A 22,695-nucleotide genomic window follows, 5' to 3' on the forward strand; every position below is an offset into this window, starting at 1 on the left:
TTCTCTTGTCAGGGGTGCTGCGTGGGGTTACCGGCCTGGTTGCGCACGCCACGCTCGCCCACCAGCACCAGGCCGTTACCGGCATCGCTGACGAGTGCGGTGACTGGGCTGCGGGGGCTGTGGGCTACCGGGCTGAAGCTGGCGCCGTCATCACGGCTGGGCAGCAGGTCACCGGCCTGGCTGGCAAGCCACAGCTGCCCATCAGGGTCGATACCGGCGGCGGTGAGGCTGGTGTTGATCCCTGTGTCGATCAGTTGCCACTGCTGGCCGCCATCGGTACTGCGATAGACGTGGCCGCGCAGGCCGTATATCAGCAGCACGCCGGGCTTGCCGACGGCACCGAACAGGGTGCCGGCGTAGGGTGTGCCAACGCGAGCGAAGCGCTTGCCGTCCCACTTCAGCAACAGGCCCTGCTCGCCCGTGATGAACAGCTCGTCGCCCACCGCGGCCAGGCTGGTCAGGTGCAGGCCTTGCGGGTTGTCGCTGTGGTCGAGCCACGGCTGCCAGTGCTTGCCGCCATCCGTGGTGCGAAGCAGCAGGTTGAACACCCCCACCGCGTAACCCGTGCGGGTATCGCTGAACCACACGTCGAGCAAGGCATTGTCGGTGCCCGCGCCTGGCAGCTGTTCGGCCAGTACCCGGCCGTCCAGCTGTTTTTGCCAGTGCATGCCACCGTCACGGCTGTGCAGGACCACACCGTCATGGCCCACCGCCCAGCCCAGCTCGGGCGTGGCGAAGCTCACTGCATTCAGGTCGGCGCTGACCGGCACCTGGGCTTGCTGCCAGTGCGCGCCGTGGTCATCGGAATACAGGATGTGCCCGCGCGGACCGACCACGACCAGGCGTTGCCCGGCCAAGGTCACATCACGCAGGGCGCTGCTGCTGGCAAGGGCGCTGGGCATGGCGGGCACATCCAGCACATCGGTGAATGGCGCTGCCTGGGCCGCGCCATGCAGCGCAACCAGGGCCAGCATCACCACGCTGCATCGTTTGAAGACAGGCATTGGAACCTCTGCTCCGTGCGTTTAGCGAATGCCGTTGCCGGCCAGCGAATCGGGCGACCATTGGGTTTTCGACAACGGGTCGATGTAACGGATGCCGCCGTAGGCACCGACCACGCCATTGAGGTTGTAGGTGCCGCCGATGAGGTCGTAGATCATGAACGGCGTGGCGTCCGGGGTCTGCTTGTCATAGCTCTGGGTGAGGAAGGCGAACGAACCCCGGTACAGCTGGCCACGGGCGTCGTACTGGTCCGAGGCCAGCGCGATCCAGCTGTCCTCATCAAGGTAGAAGCGGCGCTTGTGGTAGATGTGACGCGCGCCGTCCTTGAGCTTGCCTTCCACCACCCACACGCGGTGTTTTTCCCAGCGTACAAACTGCGGCGCCAGGTGATTGGGGGTGATCAACTGCTTGACGTCGGTGTTGTAGGTCAGCCGGTAGGTGTTGTAAGGCACATACATTTCCTGCTTGCCGACCAGGGTCCAGTCGTAGCGGTCCAGCGCGCCGTTGAAGACGAACACGTCATCGTAAGTGCCAGAGCCGGAGGTGCCCGGGTTGGGCGTGTCGTAGGCCAGGTTAGGCGCCAGCTTGACCCGGCGCTGGCCCGGCAGGTACTGCCAGGCGCTGCGCGGTTGCACCAACGGGTTGGCAGCGTCGCGCAGCATCATTGCTTCACCGGCACGGCGTGCGGGCCCGGTGTACACCAGTTTCATCTGGTAGTAGGTGTCCTTGGCGCCGATCGGCTTGGTCATGTCCTCATAAATCGGGTAACTGATGTGCGCCTGGCCGGTGGTCGACAATGACGGTTTGCCGGCAGCATCGACGTTCCAGGAGTCGTACTTGGCGGTCATGCTCACGCCCTGGTAGCGCAGCAGGAAGTTCCACATGGCCTCGGCGCCGTTCTGCGGAATGGGGAACGGAATGCCCGGCAGCACGTTGTCCACTGCGCTGCCGCCCTCCTGGCTTCTGGCGCCGGTGGCGTTCTTGCGGGTGTTGTCCAGCACCGCCTGCGGCAGCGCGACGCTGCGGTGAGTCGGGTACACGTCAACGTGGTAGCTGGGGTAGCGCTTGAGCAGTTCGAGGGTAGTGGCGGTCAGTTGCCCCTTGTACTGATCGGCATTCTTGCCATCGATGACCAGCAATGGCTTCTCGTTGGCAAACGGGTCGGGGCGCATGCTGGCGCCGCTCTGATAGCTGGCCGGCGGGGTAAGCAGGCCGCCTTGGTAGGCCGGGATGGAGCCGTCGGCATTGCCGGCCTTTTCGGCGCCGAGGGTGGTCAGGTTGTTGCCCAGGTGTGCAGCCTGGTCAGGAGAAACGGCAGCCTGGGCGGCGTTGAGCGCGGCCAGCGACAGGCACGAGGCCAGCAGGGTACGTACGAAGATCATGATGATTGTCTTCCTGTGTAGGCGGTAGGAAACAGGACTCAGAAGGTCGTCTTGACGGTCAGGTACAGCGCGCCACGGTCTTCGGTGGTGGCGCCACCACCGGAGAAGGAGGCGTAGCCGCCGCCGTAGCAGGTGTAATCCTGTTCGCCGTCCAGGGCATTGGGGGTGCTGCCGTCGGTCTGGCCGTCCTTGCAGGCCTTGGTCTCACCGAAGCTGTCGACGTACTTGAGGTCGACGAAGTACTGGTTGTAGATCGCAGCGCTCAAGCCCACCGCGTAATTGCCGGTGTTTTCGGCGCCGCCGCCTTGCACCGGGGAGACACCGTCCAGGCCGACGTTGACCGACAACGGCATGCTCAGGTCCATGCCCGGCAACACCTGGTACCAGGTGGGGGTGAAGTTGACGGCGATACCCCAGTTGTCGCGGGTCGCCTTGTCGATGCCGCGGTAGCTGCCCTTGCCTTTGTACAAAGCCTCGTTGTGGCCATCGAGCTTGAGCAGGTTGCTGTAGAACAGCTCACCCAGCAGGGTTGCCGAGTCGAACAGCGGCGTGTCACCCATCGTCATCAGGCCGTTGACGGTGAAATGCAGGGTGTCGCCAGTGGCGCTCAGGCTGTCACCATCCTTGGGTACGTCGTAGACCACCCCGCTGCTGGGCAGGCGCGACGGCAGTAAACCGAAGCCACCACCCAGGCCACCTTGGCCGGGGGCACTGACGATTGCCGGGATACTCGCCAACGGCATGTTGTGGCGGATGTTGAGGTCGCTGCCGACGCTGATGCCGGCCACATCCTTGGACAGGCTCAGGCCATAGATGTCGATGTTGTCGGCGTAGGCGAACTGGTAAGTGGTGCTTTGCAGCGAGTTGTACAGGTTACCAACCGCCCCTTGGCGGCTGCCCGGCGGGTTGCCGAAAGGGCCAGTGGCCACGGTCATGCCGCGCGCATCAAGCCAGGCCTGGGGCAGAATCTCGGACGTCTTGCGGTAGTAGAAACCGAGGGTGCCGCCCAGCCATTGCGGCGACCACCTGGCCATGATGCCCCAGTCGCCGCTCTTGCCGGGCGTCAGGTCATGACCGCGGCGGATGGTGGTCAGCGCTCCGCGCACCGGGATCAAGCCCGGGGTGCCGGTGTGGCCGAGCAGGAAGCTCTGCGCGCCCTCGCCTACCACATCGGCGCCGCCATAGTAGGTACCCGCTTCGGGCAAGCGGGCAGCATCCCAGTCGAAGAAGTACTGCGCCCCCAGGGTGAGTTCGGAGTTGACCAGGAACGAGGTCGACAACTGGTTGCGGGGGACGAACAGCTCCTTGGCCTCGGTGCCTGGCGAGGCCGCCAGCTTGGCCAGGTCCAGGCCGGACTGGCCATAGCTCAGCGAATGCACGGGGTTGAGCAGGGTTTCCCCCCAGAACAGGTTGTGCTGGCCCAGCTTGGCACTGACCTGCGACGCTTCGCCGACGTCACGGCTCATGAATACGAACGCATCCAGCACTTCGCCCGATGGGCCGTTGTAGTATCGCTGGGCGTAGTTGCTCAGGTGCGGGCTGCCCAGGGGTGTGCCAGTACCCGGCAGGCCATTGAGGCTGGGGCTGATGCCCGACTGATCACCGTTGCCATTGACGAACGGGTTGCTGTTGGAGCCGGTGTTGTCGTAGGCCTTGTCGTACCAGCTGGCAGTGCTGACGCGAAAACCGGTGTTGCCCTGATACACCACATCCAGCTCGGTCAGCAGGTCGACCCGGTTTGTGATGTTGGTGCCGGCCTTGCGGAAGTTGTAGTCACCGTCGTTGCTGTTGGGCGTGCCCAGCATGCGCTTGTCGGCGCTTTCTGTGCGCACGCCATAATTGTATTTGACGGTATTGTCGAAGCGCACGGCCCAGTCTTCATTGCCGGTCTCGACTTCGACGGCCTGGGCGGCGGGCAGCGTGAGCAGGGCGACGGCGCAGGCGAGCAGGCAGCGCTGTGGCTTCACGGCATGGTGAATGCGGTGTTCTGGCATTACGATGGCTCCACGTATTGTTATTGTTTTTTACGCCGCCCGTCTGTTGCGGGCGTGGCTGGGGCGTCCATGCGTTACTACAGGGTTTCGGCGTCCAGACGGCGGATCAGGGCCTCGGCCAACGGCCAGGGGCCGAAACCGGAAGCCGGGTTGAGATGGCCGACGGCGCCCAGGTTGACCAGCTCACTGCCCCAATGGCGGGCAAGTTCGCTAACGGCGGCGTAGCTGGCCAGGTGGTCATTGCTACTGGCCGCGACAATGCTCGGGAACGGCAGCGCCGTGGTTGGCAACGGCGACCAGCCCTGGGCGGCCAGGCTGGCCGGGGTTGGGTAGTGCGCCGGCCACTGGGCGTCGAGGTCTGGCGGGGCAGCCAGCAACGCCCCCTTGATCGGCCACCGGTAACGCGCGGCCCAGTGGGCGACCATCAGAACGCCGGCACTGTGTGCCACCAGCAGCACCTGGCCGTCGATCTGCTCCAGTTCGCGCTGGATCGCCTCGACCCGGGCGTTGCAGCAAAGGCCGTCAACCTTCAGCGGCGGTACGCTGCGCACCTTCGCCAGGCGGCTGGCAAGCAGCGTCTGCCAATGATCGGCGACGTGGTCGCGCAGGCCAGGGACGATCAACACGGTGGCAGTGGTTTGCAGTTTTTCCACGGTGAACCTCGTGTGCGGTGTAGCTGTTGAGGTTCACAGTAAACAGCCCTCCCCCCGGGTGCTTCACATTGGGCGTCAGGTACTTTTCATTTGATGACAATGGCCCGAACAGGGCTTTGCTTTTCAATTGATGACACGCAGGCTATAAAACCCGTGCACCTGCAAGCCAAGTGCTTTTTGTCGCAACAGCCTTGTGCTGCTGCCTGAAAGCGCCAGGTTGCCTGAACAATAGGGATAACAATAAAAATGCCTGCCCTCGTCCGCGCCGCCAGCTTGACCAACTACCTGGAAGTGTCCCGCCACCTGGGCCTCAACCCCCACACTCTGCTGGCGCAGGTGGGCCTCAGCGCGGCGTTGCTCGACGACCCCAACCGGCGTATCCCGGTGGCCAGCGTGATCAACCTGCTGGAAGCTTCCGCCAGCGCCAGCCACTGCGAGAGCTTCGGCTTGCGCATGGCCGAACTGCGCCAGTTGTCGGACTTCGGCGAAATCAGCCTGCTGCTCAGCCACCAACGCAACCTGCGCGATGCGCTGCAGGTGATCGTGCAGTACCGCCACCTGCTCAATGACGCGCTGGCCATTCATATCGAAGAAGCTGGCAAGACCGTGGTCATTCGCGAAGAGGTGATCAGCGAGCGCGCGCCCTGTAGCCGCCAGGCCACCGAGCTGGCTATCGGCGTGATGATGCGCTTGTGCGCGGCACTGCTAGGCACGCACTGGCACCCGATCAGCGCCAATTTCACCCATGCGGCACCCGCCGACCCCGCCATTCACCGGCGCATTTTCGGCTGCACGCTGGTGTTTGGCAGCGAGTTCAACGGCATCGTCTGCCCTGCCGCCGACCTCGACAGTGCCAGCCCGCTGGCCAACGAAGCCATGGCCCGCCTGGCTCGGCGCTACCTGGACACGCTGCCGGCAGGCAGCGAGCCATCGCTGGAGCTGGAGCTGCGCAAGACCATCTACCTGCTGCTACCCATGGGTCGGGCCACCCTCGAGCAAGTGGCGCAAACCCAGGGCATGAACGTACGCACCCTGCAGCGGCGGCTGGAAGACAGCGGCTTGACCTTCAAGGACCTGATCAACAGCGTGCGACGTGACCTGGTGATGCGCTACCTGGAGAACCCCAGCTATTCGCTGGGTCGCATTGCCGATATGCTCGGCTACTCGATGCCCAGTTCGTTCACCCGCTGGTTCATCGCCCAGTACGGCATGCCGCCGGCCAGCTGGCGGGCACGCAGTGTCAGCCCTGCTCCCCAGGCCCGTCACCATCGAGGGTGATGAACACCGCATCACCCTCCTGCTGCACCGGGTAGCTGGCAACTTTCAACGCCTTGGAATTGACCAGGTAGCCGCTGGCCAGGTCGAAGCGCAGGCCGTGGGCACAGCACTGGATCACCCGCCCTTCCAGGCGCCCGCCACACAGCGACGCCCCTTGGTGCGGGCAGCTATCGTCGATGGCATAGAGCGCACCGGCGACATTGAACAACGCTACGCTGCGGCCCTCGCAGGCCAGCAGCACCCGGCCATTGCGCTCCGGCAGCTGGCTGGGGTTCAGGGCGATACGCAGGCTCATGCCTGCACCCTCTCTGACAAGGCGTCGGTCATCGCGGCAAACAGCGCCTCGGCTGGCCGCACCCCGGCAATCAGAGGGCCCAGGTTGAAGCGATAACGTGGCACGGCACTGCCTGCACGCCCTGCACCGTCGAGGAACGGGCTGCCATCATCACGCAGACAATCGATTACCTGCGCGGCCTTTAGCCCGCAACTCTCGGCGATGCCGAGCAACGTGCGGCTATCGCCAAGGTCGCGGCCTTGGTGGAAATAGGCAATGAACAGCCGCTCCAGCAACGCTTGCTGTTGCGACGCGCCAAGCAGACTGCCGGCCCGCTGCATCAACCGGTGGGCGTTGCCGGTGTTTGGCATGCGGCAGATGCGCGAGAAGTCGATATCCTCCCCCACTACGCGGGCAGCGGCGCGCACCTGAGCCTGGCGCTCGCGCACTGCCTGCTCGCTCCCCAGGCGTTGAAGGTAGAACTGTTTGAAGGGTACCCCATTGGCTGGCAGCCCCGGCAGCAACTGCACGCCCTGCCTGTGAACCTGCACTTGCACGTGTGGCTGCTCACGCTGCAACAGCAACAACGCAGCCTGCAAGTGCCGCTGGCCAATCAGGCACCAGGGGCAGACGAAATCGAAGAGCATTTCGATGGACAATTGCTGTTTCACAGTTTCAACTCCTGGCGCGCAGACGATCCATGTCGCGGTGGTAGTGACGTTTGGCAACCAAGAACACAGCCGCCGCTGCAATGCTTGTCAGTGGCACCAACTGCAGCGCCGCCTGAAGCCCGATCAGGTCAGACACCCGACCGGTGATTAGCGGCCCGGTGGCCAGGCCCAGCAGGTTGTTGGCCAAGGTCAGGGTGGCGAATGCCGTGCCATGCACAGCAGCGTGGGTAAGGTTGGCGACCATGGCACTGGACGGGCCATTGGTGCCGGCGGCTATCATCATGCCCAGGCAGATCAGCACCAGTTGCGCAGTACCGGCAGGCAACGCAAAGGCTATGCTCAGCAGCGCGCAACTGCCCAGGCAATAGCCGATGGCCAGGCTGATCTTGCGGTCCGGGCGCTGCCGCCCAAGGCGATCGCAGAGCATGGCGCAGAGAATCATGCCGATACCACTGCACAGCACGATGACGGCGGCGATCGCCCCCGCGCGGTCGGTGCCCATGGCGTAATAGCGGTTCAGGTAGCTGGGCATCCACACGATCAGGGTGCCGCCGACAAACAACTGCAGGCCACTGCCGACATAGGCGGCGATGACCGAACGGCTACTGTACAGGGTGCGCAGCGGGTGGCTGGCCTTGTCCAGCGCCTGCTGCGCGCACTTGGGGGCAATGCGCCCCTCTTTGACGATGACTGGGTAGAGCATCGCCAGCACCAGGCCGAACAATGCCATGCCGGCGAATGCCCAGCGCCAGCCCAGGTGCTGGGCCAACACCCCGCCCAAGGCCATGCCCAGCACCGAGCCGAACATGCCGCCCGCCATGAACGCCCCGGCCAGCGTCGAGCGCATGTCGCGGGGGAATACCGCGACCACCACGGCAATGCCGACACTGCCATAGGCGGCCTCGCCGACCCCGACCAGGAAGCGTGCAATGAACATTTGCGAATAGTTTTCCGCCAGGCCACAGCCGAGCGTGGCCAGGCTCCACAGCACGGCCATCAGCACCAGGCTGCGTACCCTGCCGAAGCGGTCGGCCAGCAGCGACAACGGGAAGGTCAGCAGGCCGACCATCAGCGCGACGATGCCGCTGAGCAAGCCCAACTGGCTGTCGCTCAATGCCCATTCGCCCTTGAGCAGCGGAAACACCGCATTGAGCACCTGGCGCGACATGTAGTCGGAGATCAACAGGCCGAAGGTCAAGGCGAAGACGACCCAGGCATAGCGCCGGGGGATGCTGTTGGCAGTGTCGGTGCCGGAGTCTTCGGCGCTGACGAGATAGGTGGCCATGTTGCCTCCTTGGGTGTGAAGCGTGGGTGTCGTTTTTGTTGTTATGGGTAACCGCCAGAACTCACGTTGCGTTTTGTGGCCTCTTCGCGGGTACGCACGCGAAGAGGCCGGGCCTGCCATAACCGCATCAAACGCGCTGCGGCACGCCCTTCTCACCCGCCTGGCGGTTCGGCGCCATGCCATTGGCTTTCAGCGTCTGCTCGACACTGTCGTACTGCTGCCCGATGCGGTAAATGGCGCGGGCCTCCTTGCCGCTGGCAATCTCGCGCCCCAGCTCATGGGCCACGCGCACGGTCTGCTGGACCTGCTGCACCGAGGTGAAGCGTTTGCCGTGCTGGTCGATGATGGTGTCTTCATTGCCGCAGCGCGGGTGCAGGCCCATGGCCAGCGCCATGGTGTTGAACGGCAGCACGTTCTTGAGCAACGATTCGGCAGTCAGGGTGCAGCCGTCCGGCGCGCGGTGGATGAAGTTGAAGAAGTTGAACGGGTTGGGGCCGTCGAAACCGCCGCCAATACCGATCCAGGTCAGGTTCAGCGGCCCCATGTAGTCACCCCGGCGCACGATGCGTTCGAGGGTTTCCAGGGCATGCATGCCGGTCAGCTGGAAATGCGGCTGGATATGGCTGGCCTGCAGGCGGCGCAAGTGCTCGCGGACCCAGGCCGGGCCGGCCGGCACGGTCATTTCGCTGTAGGCGGCATGGATTGCGGGGCTGGCCAGCGAGGTGCCTTCAAGGTACTCGGGGTACAGCAACTCCATGATATTCATCTGCGTGGTGTTGATGGCCACGGTCACCTGGTCGGGGCGTGGCGTCAGCTCGGCAAGCATGTGCCGGGTGTCATCCGACAGCCATTTGGCCGCCTCGCCTTCACCTTCCGGGGCGAAGGAAATCGAACCACCAACTTGAATGATCATGTCCGGCACAGCTTCACGTACCCCGGCGATCAGCTCGTTGAACTTGGACAGGCGCTTGGAGCCTTTGCCGTCCAGCTCACGCACATGCAAGTGCAGCACGGTGGCGCCTGCCTCGTAGCAGTCGACGGCCTTCTGCACCTGCTCGTCCATGGTCAGCGGAATGTCTTCAGGGAAGTCTTCGGGCATCCACTCCGGGCCATAAGGGGCGACGGTGATGACCACCTTTTCCATGTTTTCCGGGTGCAACGAATCGTCGAAGAATTGCATGCTGTAGTCCTCGCTATTGTTATTGTGCGGTTACCGCCAGTGACGGCGGCAGGCTTAGAACGTGCGGCTGCCCTTGATCCCGGCACGCTCCATCTTGCGATGGCATGGCGGGTAGTCCATGACCGCGTAATGCTGGGTGCTGCGGTTGTCCCAGATCGCCACGCTGTTGGGCTTCCAGCGCCAGCGCACCTGGTATTCGGGCAGGTAGGCCTGGCTGATCAGGTAACGCAGCAGGTCGCCGGCACCGGGGTTCGCATCCTGGCCGAAACGCACCCGCTGCGGGGTGTGGTAGTTGCTGAAGTGGGTGGTGAAGGCGTTGACGAACAGCACCTGCTCGCCCGTTTCCGGGTGGGTGCGTACGACCGGGTGCTCGGCGTCGGGGAACTGCGCCTTGAGTGCCAGCCGTTTGTCCAGCGGCATTGCAGCGCCGAAGCTGGCCTCGATGCTGTGGCGAGCGCGTAGGTCTTCGATTCTGGCCTTTACATCGTTTGGCAGGTTTTCATAGGCCAGTACCATGTTTGCCCACAGGGTATCGCCGCCTACCGGAGGGCATTCCACACAGCGCAGCACACACCCCATGGGCGGCGCCTCACGCCAGGTGGCATCGGTGTGCCAGGCATTTTCATAGCGGTCGTTGGGCTGGTCCGGGCGCTTGTAGATCTGCACCAGCCCCGGGTGCTCCGGGTCGCTCCCGGCCACCGGGTGGTCCTCCAGCTCGCCGAAGCGGCGGGCGAAGGCCACATGCTCGGCACGGCTGAAGTGCTGGTCGCGCAGGAACAGCACACGGTGCTGGAGCAACTGCTGACGCAACTGGGCGAACAGTTCGTCGTCGTGAATCGCATCGGCCAGGTTGACGCCACTCACCTCGGCACCGATCGCGCAGGTCAGTTGTTCGATGTGCATGCTGTTGCCCTCTTCAGATGACGAAGATCGACGAGCCCGTGGTTTTGCGGGCTTCCAGGTCACGGTGGGCCTGTACCGCGTCCTGCAGGGCGTAGTGCTGATTGATTTCGATACGAATGCGCCCGCTGCTGACGTGGTCGAACAATTCGCCGGCCAGGTCAGCCTTTTCTGCCGGATCGGCGATGAAGTCGGCCAGTGCCGGGCGGGTAAGCTGCAACGAGCCCTTGATGGCCAGCAACTGCGGGTCGAACGGCGGGATGCTGCCCGACGCCGTGCCGACGCAAACCATCAGCCCACGACGCTTGAGCGAATCGAGCGAGCCGGTGAAGGTGGTCTTGCCGACACTGTCGAACACGACGTTCACCCCTACTCCGTCGGTCAGTTCGCGTACGCGGCTGGCGACGTCTTCGACGCTGTAGTTGATGATGTGGTTGCAGCCATGGGCGCGGGCCACCTCGGCCTTGGCCTCGGTGGAGACCGTGCCGATCACGTTCAGCCCAAGCAGCCGCGCCCACTGCGCGACAATCAGGCCCACCCCGCCAGCAGCCGCATGCAGCAGCACGCTGTCACCGGGTTTGAAGTCATACAGCCGGCGTAACAGGTAGGCCGAGGTCAGGCCACGCATGGTCATGGCGGCAGCAGTCTCGAAGGCAATGGTTTCCGGCAGCTTGATCAGCGCCGCTGCGGGGATCAGGCGCTCGGTGCAATAGGCACCCAGGGTATTGAGGAAACCGGTATAGGTGACCCGGTCACCGACCACCACCTGGGTCACGCCTTCGCCCACCGCCTCCACCACCCCGGCAGCTTCCACGCCGATGCCATTGGGCAGCGTGATCGGGTAAGTGCCGTTGCGAAAGTAGGTGTCAGCATAGTTCAGGCCCACCGCCACCTGGCGCAAACGTACCTGCCCAGGGCCGGGCTCGCCAACCTCGGCGTCCTCGTAGCGCAAAACCTCGGGGCCACCGGTCTGATGGAAACGTACCACTTTGGACATGCTTGTCTCTCCAATCATCGATCTGGACGTCAGGCGTCAGTGCTGGTGATTGGACTGTATGCCCTTGGCTTGCGGGGTGCTTCGCATCGGACGACAGCGGGTTTTCATTTGATGACAGTACTGTCGACCCACCGGCGTTCGGACCAGCGCCTTTATTCATGAGGCTGCTTGATGGTTACCTCTTGCGAGACTAATACTTAAATCTCTGCCTGGGGAGGCACGAAAAATGCAACCAAGATTCGTTATCGTTCCCGCTGTGCCGATCGAAAAGGAATCGTTCCGCGTTGGCAGCCGCTACTACGCCGCGACCGTGTGTGGAGGGTTCGACATTTATGACAATCAGGCAAAGGAGCGGCTCAAGCCGAGCTATCCGAGCCGGATGGAGGCGCAGGTGAAGTGCGAGCATTTGAACAAGCGGGATGAGTTGGGGTAACTGCAGGCGATCGGGGCGGCACAACCCGCTCGGGTCACTGATTCAATCCAGGCATTGCCTGGCAGCCTGGCGTAACTTGTCGCCAGACAGAAAGCTGCCCTTGTAGAAGGTCGCACGGCTGCCCTCGCGAGCGTCGACCACGTCAAGCACATCGTCGCTTGCCACGGCGCTTGGCGCCGTCAGCCGGTAGCCGTGGGCTATCGACTTCTGCGTGGCCTGTGGCGCCAGCGCCTGCCATTTTGGCAGGACACAGGCGACGTACTGCTGCGGCGATTTTTTGGTCAGTTGGCTGGCAGTGGGTTTGCCGGGGGTTGCGCAACCGGCGAGGCTGGCAACCAACACAGTAGCGATAAAAATACGAAAGTCAGGCATTTGCAATCGGCCGTTATGGATAGGCTGCATTTTAACGGGGGTGACGCCGCGTTACTAATCAACCAAAGTCTTGCTGCAGGACGGCGCCCAAGCGGGATTCGTGCAGCGCACCTGATATTTCTGCCAGTAGCAAGGTCCCGCTGCAACAGTGAAACTGCCCACGGCACATCACACCACGACTCGGCAGGGGCTTCAGACCATGCAAACCAACGCCAACCACACTCAGTTCTTCTATCAGAATGGCAAACTCGTCACCCTTAAAACCGGTGAACAAGGCCGTAGCATCTTTCGCTCGCCGGACGTACCACTTGCCGAGCGACAATCAGACGACACCGACGCCGGCGGATTGCTGGCAACTGACGACAAGGGTTCGGTGCTGCAGGTACAGCAGAAAAGCTGAAGTCCTCATGATGCTCCGGCCCCATTGCGAACCAAACGCGGGCTCAAGGCTTGGCTCCTCTGTACAACACGATGGCTGCTATATCCAGGGCCAACACACCGCCGACAATCACGAACATGATGTACAGATCTTCAGAGAGCATTGCCGTATCCCCCAGATGCACCGGTTTAAAAAGGGGTAAGCAAATACTGATCCAGTCAGTGCATCAGGAATGCGAGCTGAGACTCAGCTGAACTTCAACTTGACCACTTTGCTCAGCGCCCAGCCACTGAAGACATAGAACGCATCCAGGTAGAAACGCCCTGCATAGTTGGGCAACGGTGATTGATTCAACAGCACATCCGGCTCGGGCGCGGGAGGAAACAGTGCATAAAAGCCGTTGGGCAGAACGGCCAGTACCAGCAATAACAGGTAAGTCGAGGCTTGTAGCAGGGTGGCACGTTTACTGGATCTGGCGGACCACTTCAGCCCGTAGTAGGCAACCAGGCCGGCAACAGGCAAAACCCAGAAATGCGTCGGAATCCCAATGAACATTTCGGCAACTACGCTTCTTGCTTCCACCTGCGACTCTCCATCCAAATACAACGATTATTACGGGCGGGGCCGGCAAATGCAAAGCAACGCTGCTCAGGCCATACCGGCTCCACCCGCCATTCTTGAACGTTGCCGGGCAGGCGATGGGCAGACAAAAAGCCCGCTCTCGACGGCGGGCTATTGGTGTGGGGGTTGGATGATTACGCTTTTGAACACATCAGTGCAGCATCCAGCAACCTGCCATGGTCGTACCAGGCATCACGTTGATAGGCCGTGAAGTGGCGCTCGCTTCCCGTGCCCCGCAACTCTACAAGACCCTCTGCCTTGTCGGGGTCAGTGCTTTCGACGAAAAGCCTGACCGCGTTATCACCCTCGACTTCATAGGTTTTCACATTACCTTGTAGCTCGCCTTTGACGCAGCCCAGATAAGCGGGTGGGCTTTTCACGGTAGTGCCAGCGGTATAATCGTGGCTGTCACGCACATCAGGGTTTTGTGCGCAGCCTGCGACGAACAGCGAGGCTGCCCCGATTACCAGTATTGCACCTGCCAGCGATCTTGAGTTTTTCACGCGACACGCTCCTGCAGCCCCATCGAAAACTGGGAAATGTTGCCAAGCAGCCTGCCCTTTTTTGGTTTTTGTCCTGCCCATGTTACTGCTCAACGACAACAGGGCATCAGGTTTGTTTGCTATATAGGGTTCGGGGCGTTTCCCTCACGCCCTGCCTTGCCCCCGATTACGAGTAAGGCCTGCCCCATAACCGGGGTCAGGGAATGGCATTGAGAAACACATATGTCGCCGCCAGATCCAGTACCAGCACAGCAACCACGCTGAAAATCATGTAATAGCGGTCATCCTGAGTCATTTCTGCGTACTCCGCATGATCAATGTCTCAGGGGTCACAGCAATTCCCGTTCCAGCGCCCTGATGCAGCCCGCTGACACTGCGCCAGCCCAACCGCGCAATCGCGCAGTCAGTCCTTGATCTGGCATACGCCATTGGCTTTGTTCTTACCGGTATACGAGACGTCAGGCGAGCCGTCCGGGTTGATCGACAACGATACCGTTACCCCGCCACCTTTGGCCTCGAAATAGTTGTCATTGAATTTCTTCAGCGTGGCTTCCTTGCCGTTGATGTAAACAGGCCCACCTTTATCGGCATGGACCTCGATATTGCCGGGGCATGTTGCGTTCAACAGCGGAATACCGGCGTGGGCAGCGCCCGATGCGGCAAGCAACAGGCCTAGTAACAAACGCTTCATTTGCAGTGTCCTCGTGGGGTTGTCGGGGTGCGCGCGTTAAAGCAGTCCTGCGATGACGAAGAGGCTCATCGCTCGTTCGAGATGGTAGGCAAGCACATGCAGGGTCATCTCGCTACGCATTTTTTTTCATCCCGTGCATCCAGTACACCCGTTGGCGGGTATTGCTAGTGGGCGGCCTTTGACTGCCCGGCCCAATGACTTTCAGGAGCACTGCAAATGAACTTCAAATACTCCGCCTGCCTGCTTGCCTGCAGCCTCGCCCTTGCGCTGCCGCCCGCCCTCGCCCAGACCGCGCTGCCAGACGCAGTCAAAGTCCCTGATGGCCATCGCGTCCTGCTCGAAACCGTCGGCGTCGGCGAGATCACCTACGAGTGCCGCGACAAGGCCAACACCCCCGGTCAGACCGAATGGACTTTCGTCGGCCCCAAGGCAGTGCTCAATGACCGTACCGGTAAACAGGTGGGCGACTACTTTGGCCCACCCGCTACCTGGCAGGCCAAGGATGGCTCGAAGGTCACCGGCACCCAGCTGGCAGTGGCACCGGCGGACAAAGGCGCCATCCCCTATCAACTGGTCAAGGCCAACCCGGCCGAAGGCAAAGGCGCCATGCAGGGGGTCAGCTATATCCAGCGCCTGGCTACCCGCGGCGGTGTGGCGCCGTCAGTCGACTGCACGGCGCAGAACAAAGGTGCCAGACAGGTCGTCCAGTACCAGGCTGACTATGTGTTCTGGACAGCCAAGTGACACGCACCTGACCCTACGCCCTGCGAGTGATGATCTACGCTCGATGGCAAGCCCCCCGGCTGGATGGCCGGGGTACTTGCCTTTCACAAGGAAGCCACACACGTTGAACTCGCCGGCCGCCCCCTTCGACTTCCACCGCTGCCTGTTAGCCTGTGCACAGGGTGACCGGCGGGCCCTGCAGGCGCTCTACGATCACGAAGGCGCGCGCCTGCTGGGCGTTGCCCGGCGTATCGCACGTGATGACGCCACCGCAGAAGACATCGTCCACGATGCGATCATCCGCATCTGGACCCGCGCAGCCAGCTACGACCCGGCGCGCGGCTCGGCTCGAGGCTGGATCTACAGCATTACCCGCCACCTGGCGCTGAACTCGATACGCGATACCCGCCGTGAAACTGTACTGACCGATGCCGACACCGAAACTGCGTCAACATTGCGCGGGAGGGTTGATGACCTTGACCTCTGGTCCGGCTCAGCAAAGATTTACCGCTGCCTTGAACAACTGCAGCCCGCACCGCAACGCTGCATCCTGCACGCCTACGTGGACGGCTGCAGCCACGCCGAGATAGCCGGTTTATTGGGTGCGCCACTGGGCACTGTCAAGGCCTGGATCAAACGCAGCCTCAAAGCGCTACGGGAGTGTCTGGAATGAAGCCCGATTCTGCCGAAGAACTGGACAGCCTCGCCGGGGAATACGTGCTGGGGACCTTGTCGCCGGAGCAATATGCCGCAACGGCCGAACGCCTGCGTACCGACCCCGAGCTTCGCGCCGCCGTGGATGCCTGGGAGGCCCGGCTGCTGGAGCTGACCGCGCTGTCTACCCCGCAGCCCCCTAGCCCCCGCCTGTGGCGCCGCATCCAGCGCAGCCTCGATGAGCTACCCGCACCGCGCACGCAGGCTCGCTGGTGGCAACGCCTCGGCCTGTGGCAAGGGCTCAGCGCCGCAGGGCTGGCGGCAAGCCTGCTGCTGGCGTTTACCTTGCTGACCACGCCCCCCTCAACCACGGAATACCTGGTGGTGCTGGTGGCGCCGAACAGCCAGGCCCCCGGCTGGGTGGTGCAGGCCAGCGACAGCCACATGATCGAACTGCTGCCGCTGGGTAAGGACAAGGTCCCCGACGGCATGGCCCTGCAGTTCTGGACCAAGGGCGAGCAATGGCGTGCCCCGGTTTCGCTTGGCCTGGTCAAACCGGGCGAACCCTATCGAGTTCCGCTGGAAAGTTTGCCACCCCTGGAGGCCAATCAACTGTTCGAGCTGACGCTGGAGAAAGCCGGTGGCTCGCCGACCGGTCTGCCGACAGGGCCGGTGAAGTTCATTGGTCGCGCGGTGAAAGTGATATGACACGACAGGGCCGCAGAACGCGACTGCGGCCTTCGCAAGCTGGACCTATGGTCAGGCGCGGATCACCTCAAGGCGATCCCGCCCAGCCTCTGTGATGGCGTTCTCTCCTTCATCGCTGATGCGATAACGTCCTGACACCATTTTGGTAATTGAGAACCGGACCAGCCCGCTTTGGGACAAGGCTTGGCCTGCTTCGAAGCTCATTGCCTGCTCCAGGTCGAAGATCTTGATTTCTCCGATTTTGTAGCGTGCAAACGCGACCAAGGCGTTATCCAGTTCTTGTTGACTGATCGTTGTAGCGACGTCCATTCGACCTCCCAGGTCATGAGAGCCCCGGTCCGTGGGGTTGGAGGCAACGAACCGGGTGGCTTGTTGAAGGCGGACCGTACTATGCAGTCACGGAAGTCGCTACTGGCTTTCCATCCATGCTGGATGGGTAGGCAGCACGACACCCGCCACACCTACGGTCACTTCAGGCGCCGTCGCCGCATGCCCCGCGCCACCTGCTTCGCGGGTAGACGCGCTCGGAGATCCGCCCCCTGCGCCCTGCTCAGACCATGCTCATCGCCGCGCGCAGCGCCAGCAGGTAGGTTTCGACACCAAACCCGCAGATCTGCCCGCGCACCACCTCGGCAAATACCGAGTGATGGCGGAATGGCTCCCTGGCATGAATGTTGGACATGTGCACTTCAACCACCGGCACTTCGATAATGGCCAACGCATCACGAATGCCGTAGCTGTAATGGGTCCAGGCACCGGCATTGATCAGCACGGCATCCACCCGGTCCTCATAGGCCTGATGGATGCGCTCGCACATGGCGCCCTCGAAGTTGCTCTGGAAGCTCTCGACCTGCGCCCCCAGCTCCTCGCCCAGGGCCTGCAACGCCTGGTCGATGTCGGCCAGGGTCGCTGTGCCGTACTGGCGCGGGTCGCGCTTGCCGAACATGTTGTGGTTGATGCCATGCAGCATCAGTACATTGGCGACCATCGACCTACTCCAGGGGAATCGTCAGCTGATCGATCACCGCACGTGTGTCGGGCCGCACCCCGCGCCACCAGGCGAACGCCTCGGCGGCCTGCTCCACCAGCATGCCGACGCCATCGGCCAGGCGCGCCTGGCCCTGCTCGCGAGCCAGGCGCAGGAAAGGCGTGAGGCCTTTGCCATAGGCCAGCTCGTAGGCCAGGGCCGCCTCACCCAGCACATCAGCCGGCAGTGGCGGCAAGTCCGCGGTCAGGCTCGCCGAGGTGGCGTTGACCACGATGTCGAACGATTGCCCTTCCAGCGCTTCGTAGCGGCTGATGCGCAGACGCGGGTGATCGAGCTCGTTACGCAGCGCCAGCGCCTTGGCCATGTCCCGGTTGGCGATCACCAGCTCGCGAGGCCCCGCCTGCAGGAACGGCAGCAATGCCCCGCGCACCGCGCCGCCAGCGCCCAGCAGCAGCACACGGCGGTTGCGCAGCGGCTCGCCAAGGTTCTCCTCGATGTCCCGCAGCAAACCGATGCCATCGAAGTTCTCGGCGACGATGCGGCCATCCTCGAACTTCAGCGCATTGGCCGCCCGTGCCAATTGCGCCCGCTCACTGCGCCGGTCGGCCAGCTCGAAGGCACGCAGCTTGAACGGGGCGGTGATGTTCATGCCCTTCCCGCCTTCGCTACGAAACTGCAGTACCTGGGCTTCGAAGTCGTCCAGCGAGCCTTCGATAGCTCCGTATTCCAGCTGCTGGTTGCTGGCCTGGGCGAACAGGCCATGAATCAGCGGGGACTTGGTGTGGTTGATCGGTCGGCCGATCACTGCGTAGCGGTCGCTCATCGTGCATCTCCGTGGGTAAACAACACGCCATCCGCCTGCAAGGCAGTGATTTCTTCAGGGCTGAAGCCAAGCCCGGCGGCCACTTCGGCGTTATGCTGGCCAAGGTCCGGGGCTACTTGGTGAATCGTGGTATCGCAGTCGGAAAAGCGGAACGGCAGGTTGGCCAGGCGCAGCGTGCCGTAGCGTGGGTGCTGCTGCTCGATGACCATGTTGCGTGCCTGGATCTGCGGGTCGGCCAGCACTTCGTCGATGCGTTGGACCTTGGCACTGGGGATGTCGATGGCATCGAGCAACGCGAGGATCTCGGCCACCCGACGCGCGCCGACCCAGTCGCGGACCACCGCCAGGATCGCCTCGCGGTGGGCGTTGCGGCCGTTGAGGCTGTGGTAGCGGCGGTCGCTGCCGAACCCGGGCGGGCCGCCGTTGGCTTCGAGCATGACCGCGAAGCGCTGCCAGGCATCATCGACCTGGGCGGCGATCACCAGGTCGCCGTCGGTGGCGCGGAACACGCCGTACAGGGTCGAGGTGGGCATGTCGTGGCCGGTCTGCTGGGGCAACACAGTGCCACCGGACAGCGTGTAACACTGCACCGCGTATTCGTGCATCGACACCAGAGTGTCGTACAGCGCCATGTCGATGTGCTGGCCACGGCCACTGCTCACCCGACCGAGCAGCGCGGCATTGATCGCCGCCACCGCGTGGATGCCGGTGTACATGTCGCCCAGGGAAATACGCAGCAGCGGCGGTGCCTCGCCCGGCACGCCAACCATCTGCATGATCCCGCTCTTGGCCTCGGCGATCAGGCCGAAGCCGGCGCGGTGGGCGTCCGGCCCGGTATGGCCGTAGGCGGAAATCGAGCAGTACACCAGGCGCGGGTTGCGCGCCGACAGCTCGGCGTAGCCCAGGCCCAGCTTGTCCAGGGCGCCGGGGCGGTAGTTCTCGATGAACACGTCGGCCGAATCGGTCAGGCGCTGCATGAACGCCTTGCCGCGCGGGTCCTTCATGTTGACGCTGACGCCCTGCTTGCCCATGTTCAGCTGCAGGAAATAGCCGCTCTGCTGGTCGTCCAGGGTGAACGCATGCTGGCGGCCAGCGTCGCCGCTACCCGGCCGCTCGACCTTGATCACCTCTGCGCCGAGCGCCGCCAGGCAACGGCCGACATAGGGGCCGGCGAGGAAGTGGCTGTAGTCAATGACGCGGATACCCGCCAATGGCAATGCCTGGTTCATGCTGCTGCCCTCCGCGGCACCATCAACCGGTGCTCGCCACGTTGCACGACTTCACCGTGCTGGTTGATCAGCTCCGAAGGCAGCACCACGATGCCCCAGCCAGGTCGGCTGTTGCTCGGACGCATCGCCCCCACCCGCATACGTACGTGGAGCACGTCGTTGACCTTGATCGGCAGCACGAAGTCCCAGGTCCAGCCCAGCGACATACCCGGCACGAAGCGGTACTCGCACTGGGTCTTCAGGCCATCGGCGATCGACAGCCCGAACAGGCCGTGGGCGACCAGGCAGCCAAAGTGGCTGGCGTTGGCGTAGGCCTCATCGACATGCACCGGGGTGTGGTCGCCGGTGAGGTCGGCGTAGGCCAGGATGCGTTCGCGGGTCACGGTGTAGGTCGGGCTGATGCACTCATCGCCTTCGCGGGCATCGTCCCAGTACTTTTCAATCACGCTCATGCCTGCACCTCCGCGCGCGGGTCGATGGCCAGTGCCTGGGCTACGCATTTGGCCGGCAGCGCCTGGATGAACTCCACCGCCAGGCCATCAGGCAGGCGCAGCCAGTTGCGGCCCTGGGGCATCTCACTGACGCCAAAGCGTTGGGCGGCGGCCAGCGCCGCTTCCAGGTCTTCGCACATGATGCCCAGGTGCGCCAGGCGCCCTTCCGGGCCAGCGAAGTCCGGCTGGTGAATGAACTGCAGGCCGCCGAGTGTCCAGTACTGCGCCGGTTGCTCGACGTCACCCTGCACTTCACGCATGGTCATGCCGCACACCTCGCTGAAAAAGCGGATATGCCACTGAATGTCCTGCACCCAGAACGCCACGTGTTCGAGGTAGGCTTTTGGCTGGCTCATGGGGTTTCTCCCTTCTGGTGATCGGCCATGGCGCGCTCGATACCCTTGATGCAGGCCACCAGGGTCGCGTTGACCGGCGTGGCCACGCCATGGCGCTGGCCCCAGCGCACGACGGAGCCGTTGATGAAGTCGATTTCGGTGATCGAGTTTTTTTCCAGGCTCTGCAGCATCGAGGTGCGGAAGCTCGCCGGCAGGCCTTCGGCGGCCAGTGACCAGGCAGCCTCGGGGCTGGTCAGGCTCAAGCGGATGCCGGCGCGCTCGGCCACGGCGATGGCCTCGGCCACGGCGGCCTTGGCGGTGCTTTCCAACAGCGGCTCGCTGTACAGCTGGCCGTAGCTGAGCCTGGTGATGCCGCTCAACGCACCGGTGGCGACGTTGACCAGCAGCTTGTCCCACATGGTGCCGAGGATGTTGTCGCTGACCGTGGTGGCCAGCCCGGCATTGTTGAACGCTTCGGCGATGGCCTGCACGCGGGGCGTCAGCTGGCCGTCGAGCTCGCCGATGAAAGTCTGTTTGCCGGCCACACCGGCGCGGATCGAGCCCGGTGCGAGGAGCACGCCGCCGACATAGGTCTTGCCAGCCAGCACCCGCTCGCGACCCACCACTTCGGCCAGGATGTCCTCGTGGCCGAGCCCGTTCTGCAGCGACAGCACCAGCGTCTGTGGGCCTATCAGCGCGAGGGCACCGGCGATGGCCTCGGCAGTGTGAAACGACTTCACCAGCACCACCACCAAATCGGTCACGCCAACGTCTTCGGCTTCGATGGCCGCGTTGACCGGTATATAGCGCTCGCCCCGTTCGTCCTGCACCCGCAGCCCATGCTGGTTCATCGCCTCGACATGCGCGCGGCCACGGTTCAGCAGCCAGGTTTCATGCCCTGCCTCGCTCAGGGCCGCGCCGATGGCGCAACCCAGTGCACCGGCGCCCAGAATGCAGATTTTCACGTCGCAGACCTCCTGTGATTTGCGATCACCTTATGCAGCGGGGTTTATTTGCGCTATACAATGGCCTCAATACGGCTATTGAGAATTTCAATAATGACTGCCCTGGAGGCCCTGCCCGAACCCAAGCTGCTGCAGCTGTTCGACGTGCTGTACCAATGCCGCAACGTGACCCGTGCCGCCGAACAGCTGGGGCAGAGCCAGCCGACCATCAGCATCTGGCTGGCGCGCCTGCGCGAGCAATTGAACGACCCGCTGTTCGTGCGCACGCCGGGCGGCATGGCCCCTACCCCGCGCGCCGATCAACTGATAGGGCCGTGCCGCGAGGTGCTGGAATCGCTGCGCCGGCTGACCGCCTGGGAGCCGCAGTTCATCGCCGCCACAGCGCAGCGGCGTTTTCGCCTGTGTGTCAGCGATGCCAGCCACATCACCTTGCTGCCCAGCATCCTCAACCATCTGCGCAGCCATGCGCCGGGCATCCGCCTGGAGGCGGCGCGGATCGACGGCAATACCGAGAGCGCGCTGGAATCGGGCGAAGCGGACCTGGCCATCGGCTTCGTGCCCTGGCTGGGCGGGGGGATGTATCAGCAGGTGCTGTTCGAGCAGGACTGGGTGTGCCTGAGCAACCCGCAGCATCCGCGCCTGGGCGATGGCATGAGCCTGGAGCGGTATCGGGCCGAGGGGCATGTGCAGATCAGTTTCGGCACCGGGCAGAAGCTGCTGGAAGCAGGATTGGCGCGGGCCGGGATCGAACGGCGGATCATGCTCGAGCTGCCAGCGTTTCTCGGGTTGGGGAAGATAATCGGGACTACCGACCTACTGGGCACCTTGCCGCGGCATATCGGGCAGACACTGGCCGATATGCATGGGCTACAGGTGCATGACTGCCCGTTCGAAGTGGAGGGATTCACGGTCAAACAGCATTGGCATGCCCGCTATCATCAGGACAATGGAAATCGATGGTTGAGGGAGGTCGTTCGCGGATTGTTTCAGTGAGCCAGCCAAGCATGACCCCGTTTCGACTTGGATAGCTGATGTGATTCAGGCCATCCGCCATGGCCGCAAGCCCATCTTCGGGAGGGACAGAGATCAGTCACGGATCCCGGATAAATCCGCTTCTGCAACCGCGCGCGCAACTGCCGATCGGGCAGAGCAGTTGTCTTGCGA

At 63.2% G+C, this 22,695-nt stretch carries 28 protein-coding genes; 7 read left to right on the plus strand and 21 right to left on the minus strand.

Annotated elements, in window-relative coordinates:
* Positions 1-8: 8 nt before the first annotated feature.
* From AC3RCM_RS14410 to AC3RCM_RS14425, 4 genes are all read right to left on the minus strand, one after another.
* On the minus strand, positions 9-1,004 hold the full coding sequence (locus tag AC3RCM_RS14410; protein WP_492628974.1) for a WD40/YVTN/BNR-like repeat-containing protein: 996 nt from the start codon (positions 1,002-1,004) through the stop codon (positions 9-11).
* A 21-nt stretch (positions 1,005-1,025) separates the two neighbouring features.
* Positions 1,026-2,384 (minus strand): DUF1329 domain-containing protein, encoded by a 1,359-nt coding sequence (locus AC3RCM_RS14415; RefSeq protein WP_104887566.1) that lies wholly within the window; start codon positions 2,382-2,384, stop codon positions 1,026-1,028.
* A 38-nt stretch (positions 2,385-2,422) separates the two neighbouring features.
* Positions 2,423-4,378, minus strand: coding sequence for a DUF1302 domain-containing protein (locus AC3RCM_RS14420; RefSeq protein ID WP_279840189.1), 1,956 nt, complete (start codon positions 4,376-4,378; stop codon positions 2,423-2,425).
* Between the two features lie 77 nt (positions 4,379-4,455).
* Positions 4,456-5,031: an RBBP9/YdeN family alpha/beta hydrolase gene (locus AC3RCM_RS14425; protein ID WP_064490589.1), complete on the minus strand. Its 576-nt coding sequence runs from the start codon at positions 5,029-5,031 to the stop codon at positions 4,456-4,458.
* Positions 5,032-5,277: 246 nt separating this feature from the next.
* On the opposite strand from AC3RCM_RS14425, the gene AC3RCM_RS14430 reads away from it, so the two are divergent.
* Positions 5,278-6,309 (plus strand): AraC family transcriptional regulator, encoded by a 1,032-nt coding sequence (locus tag AC3RCM_RS14430; RefSeq protein WP_064490590.1) that lies wholly within the window; start codon positions 5,278-5,280, stop codon positions 6,307-6,309.
* On the opposite strand, the gene AC3RCM_RS14435 is transcribed toward AC3RCM_RS14430, so the two are convergent.
* The 6 genes from AC3RCM_RS14435 to AC3RCM_RS14460 all read right to left on the minus strand — a co-directional run bounded on the left by AC3RCM_RS14435 (position 6,272) and on the right by AC3RCM_RS14460 (position 11,616).
* Entirely contained in the window at positions 6,272-6,604 is a 333-nt protein-coding gene (locus AC3RCM_RS14435; protein WP_020191133.1) for a Rieske (2Fe-2S) protein, read from the minus strand. The genes AC3RCM_RS14430 and AC3RCM_RS14435 overlap by 38 nt on opposite strands.
* Positions 6,601-7,254, minus strand: coding sequence for a DsbA family protein (locus tag AC3RCM_RS14440; protein WP_409320008.1), 654 nt, complete (start codon positions 7,252-7,254; stop codon positions 6,601-6,603). The genes AC3RCM_RS14435 and AC3RCM_RS14440 overlap by 4 nt, the downstream gene beginning before the upstream one ends.
* Before the next feature lie 4 nt (positions 7,255-7,258).
* Complete coding sequence (locus tag AC3RCM_RS14445) at positions 7,259-8,539, minus strand: MFS transporter (RefSeq protein WP_064490592.1); 1,281 nt, start codon at positions 8,537-8,539, stop codon at positions 7,259-7,261.
* A 127-nt stretch (positions 8,540-8,666) separates the two neighbouring features.
* Positions 8,667-9,719, minus strand: a complete 1,053-nt coding sequence (locus AC3RCM_RS14450; protein ID WP_409322047.1) for a beta-keto acid cleavage family enzyme — start codon at positions 9,717-9,719, stop codon at positions 8,667-8,669.
* Positions 9,720-9,773: 54 nt separating this feature from the next.
* Positions 9,774-10,622 (minus strand): TauD/TfdA dioxygenase family protein, encoded by an 849-nt coding sequence (locus tag AC3RCM_RS14455; protein WP_012052451.1) that lies wholly within the window; start codon positions 10,620-10,622, stop codon positions 9,774-9,776.
* Between the two features lie 13 nt (positions 10,623-10,635).
* Positions 10,636-11,616 (minus strand): quinone oxidoreductase family protein, encoded by a 981-nt coding sequence (locus tag AC3RCM_RS14460; protein WP_019438486.1) that lies wholly within the window; start codon positions 11,614-11,616, stop codon positions 10,636-10,638.
* Positions 11,617-11,842: 226 nt separating this feature from the next.
* Between AC3RCM_RS14460 and AC3RCM_RS14465 the strand changes: the two genes are divergently transcribed.
* Complete coding sequence (locus AC3RCM_RS14465) at positions 11,843-12,049, plus strand: hypothetical protein (protein WP_020191128.1); 207 nt, start codon at positions 11,843-11,845, stop codon at positions 12,047-12,049.
* 42 nt (positions 12,050-12,091) lie between these two features.
* On the opposite strand, the gene AC3RCM_RS14470 is transcribed toward AC3RCM_RS14465, so the two are convergent.
* Complete coding sequence (locus AC3RCM_RS14470; protein ID WP_064490594.1) at positions 12,092-12,451, minus strand: hypothetical protein; 360 nt, start codon at positions 12,449-12,451, stop codon at positions 12,092-12,094.
* A 169-nt stretch (positions 12,452-12,620) separates the two neighbouring features.
* Here AC3RCM_RS14470 and AC3RCM_RS14475 point away from each other — a divergent pair, with 169 nt between their 5' ends.
* Positions 12,621-12,821 (plus strand): hypothetical protein, encoded by a 201-nt coding sequence (locus AC3RCM_RS14475; RefSeq protein WP_020191126.1) that lies wholly within the window; start codon positions 12,621-12,623, stop codon positions 12,819-12,821.
* 225 nt (positions 12,822-13,046) lie between these two features.
* Here the strand turns inward: AC3RCM_RS14475 and AC3RCM_RS14480 are convergent, their stop codons facing one another.
* From AC3RCM_RS14480 to AC3RCM_RS14490, 3 genes are all read right to left on the minus strand, one after another.
* Positions 13,047-13,355, minus strand: coding sequence for a hypothetical protein (locus AC3RCM_RS14480; RefSeq protein WP_064490595.1), 309 nt, complete (start codon positions 13,353-13,355; stop codon positions 13,047-13,049).
* A 200-nt stretch (positions 13,356-13,555) separates the two neighbouring features.
* Complete coding sequence (locus AC3RCM_RS14485) at positions 13,556-13,924, minus strand: hypothetical protein (protein ID WP_010953909.1); 369 nt, start codon at positions 13,922-13,924, stop codon at positions 13,556-13,558.
* A gap of 403 nt (positions 13,925-14,327) precedes the next feature.
* Positions 14,328-14,615 (minus strand): hypothetical protein, encoded by a 288-nt coding sequence (locus AC3RCM_RS14490; RefSeq protein WP_012052457.1) that lies wholly within the window; start codon positions 14,613-14,615, stop codon positions 14,328-14,330.
* A gap of 216 nt (positions 14,616-14,831) precedes the next feature.
* Between AC3RCM_RS14490 and AC3RCM_RS14495 the strand changes: the two genes are divergently transcribed.
* The 3 genes from AC3RCM_RS14495 to AC3RCM_RS14505 all read left to right on the plus strand — a co-directional run bounded on the left by AC3RCM_RS14495 (position 14,832) and on the right by AC3RCM_RS14505 (position 16,700).
* Complete coding sequence (locus AC3RCM_RS14495) at positions 14,832-15,359, plus strand: DUF3455 domain-containing protein (protein WP_064490596.1); 528 nt, start codon at positions 14,832-14,834, stop codon at positions 15,357-15,359.
* 103 nt (positions 15,360-15,462) lie between these two features.
* On the plus strand, positions 15,463-16,011 hold the full coding sequence (locus AC3RCM_RS14500; RefSeq protein ID WP_064490597.1) for a sigma-70 family RNA polymerase sigma factor: 549 nt from the start codon (positions 15,463-15,465) through the stop codon (positions 16,009-16,011).
* A complete protein-coding gene (locus AC3RCM_RS14505; protein WP_492628975.1) occupies positions 16,008-16,700 on the plus strand; it encodes an anti-sigma factor in 693 nt (230 codons plus the stop codon). The genes AC3RCM_RS14500 and AC3RCM_RS14505 overlap by 4 nt, the downstream gene beginning before the upstream one ends.
* A gap of 51 nt (positions 16,701-16,751) precedes the next feature.
* On the opposite strand, the gene AC3RCM_RS14510 is transcribed toward AC3RCM_RS14505, so the two are convergent.
* From AC3RCM_RS14510 to AC3RCM_RS14540, 7 genes are all read right to left on the minus strand, one after another.
* Positions 16,752-17,009, minus strand: a complete 258-nt coding sequence (locus AC3RCM_RS14510; RefSeq protein WP_014591103.1) for a hypothetical protein — start codon at positions 17,007-17,009, stop codon at positions 16,752-16,754.
* Positions 17,010-17,250: 241 nt separating this feature from the next.
* Complete coding sequence (gene aroQ / locus AC3RCM_RS14515) at positions 17,251-17,688, minus strand: type II 3-dehydroquinate dehydratase (RefSeq protein WP_010953903.1); 438 nt, start codon at positions 17,686-17,688, stop codon at positions 17,251-17,253.
* A 4-nt stretch (positions 17,689-17,692) separates the two neighbouring features.
* Positions 17,693-18,511 (minus strand): shikimate dehydrogenase, encoded by an 819-nt coding sequence (aroE, locus tag AC3RCM_RS14520; protein ID WP_064490599.1) that lies wholly within the window; start codon positions 18,509-18,511, stop codon positions 17,693-17,695.
* Positions 18,508-19,740 carry a CaiB/BaiF CoA transferase family protein gene (locus AC3RCM_RS14525; protein WP_064490600.1) on the minus strand — a complete coding sequence of 411 codons (1,233 nt, stop codon included), beginning with the start codon at positions 19,738-19,740 and terminating at the stop codon, positions 18,508-18,510. The genes aroE and AC3RCM_RS14525 overlap by 4 nt, the downstream gene beginning before the upstream one ends.
* Entirely contained in the window at positions 19,737-20,192 is a 456-nt protein-coding gene (locus tag AC3RCM_RS14530) for a MaoC family dehydratase (protein WP_060537967.1), read from the minus strand. The genes AC3RCM_RS14525 and AC3RCM_RS14530 overlap by 4 nt, the downstream gene beginning before the upstream one ends.
* Complete coding sequence (locus AC3RCM_RS14535; protein WP_010953899.1) at positions 20,189-20,587, minus strand: VOC family protein; 399 nt, start codon at positions 20,585-20,587, stop codon at positions 20,189-20,191. Before AC3RCM_RS14535 ends, AC3RCM_RS14530 begins: the two co-directional genes overlap by 4 nt.
* On the minus strand, positions 20,584-21,531 hold the full coding sequence (locus AC3RCM_RS14540) for a ketopantoate reductase family protein (RefSeq protein ID WP_020190223.1): 948 nt from the start codon (positions 21,529-21,531) through the stop codon (positions 20,584-20,586). Before AC3RCM_RS14540 ends, AC3RCM_RS14535 begins: the two co-directional genes overlap by 4 nt.
* 93 nt (positions 21,532-21,624) lie before the next feature.
* Between AC3RCM_RS14540 and AC3RCM_RS14545 the strand changes: the two genes are divergently transcribed.
* A complete protein-coding gene (locus AC3RCM_RS14545) occupies positions 21,625-22,524 on the plus strand; it encodes a LysR family transcriptional regulator (protein ID WP_064490601.1) in 900 nt (299 codons plus the stop codon).
* The last annotated feature ends 171 nt before the right edge of the window (positions 22,525-22,695 follow it).

Source organism: Pseudomonas sp. GW823-FHT05G12 (assembly GCF_058795575.1).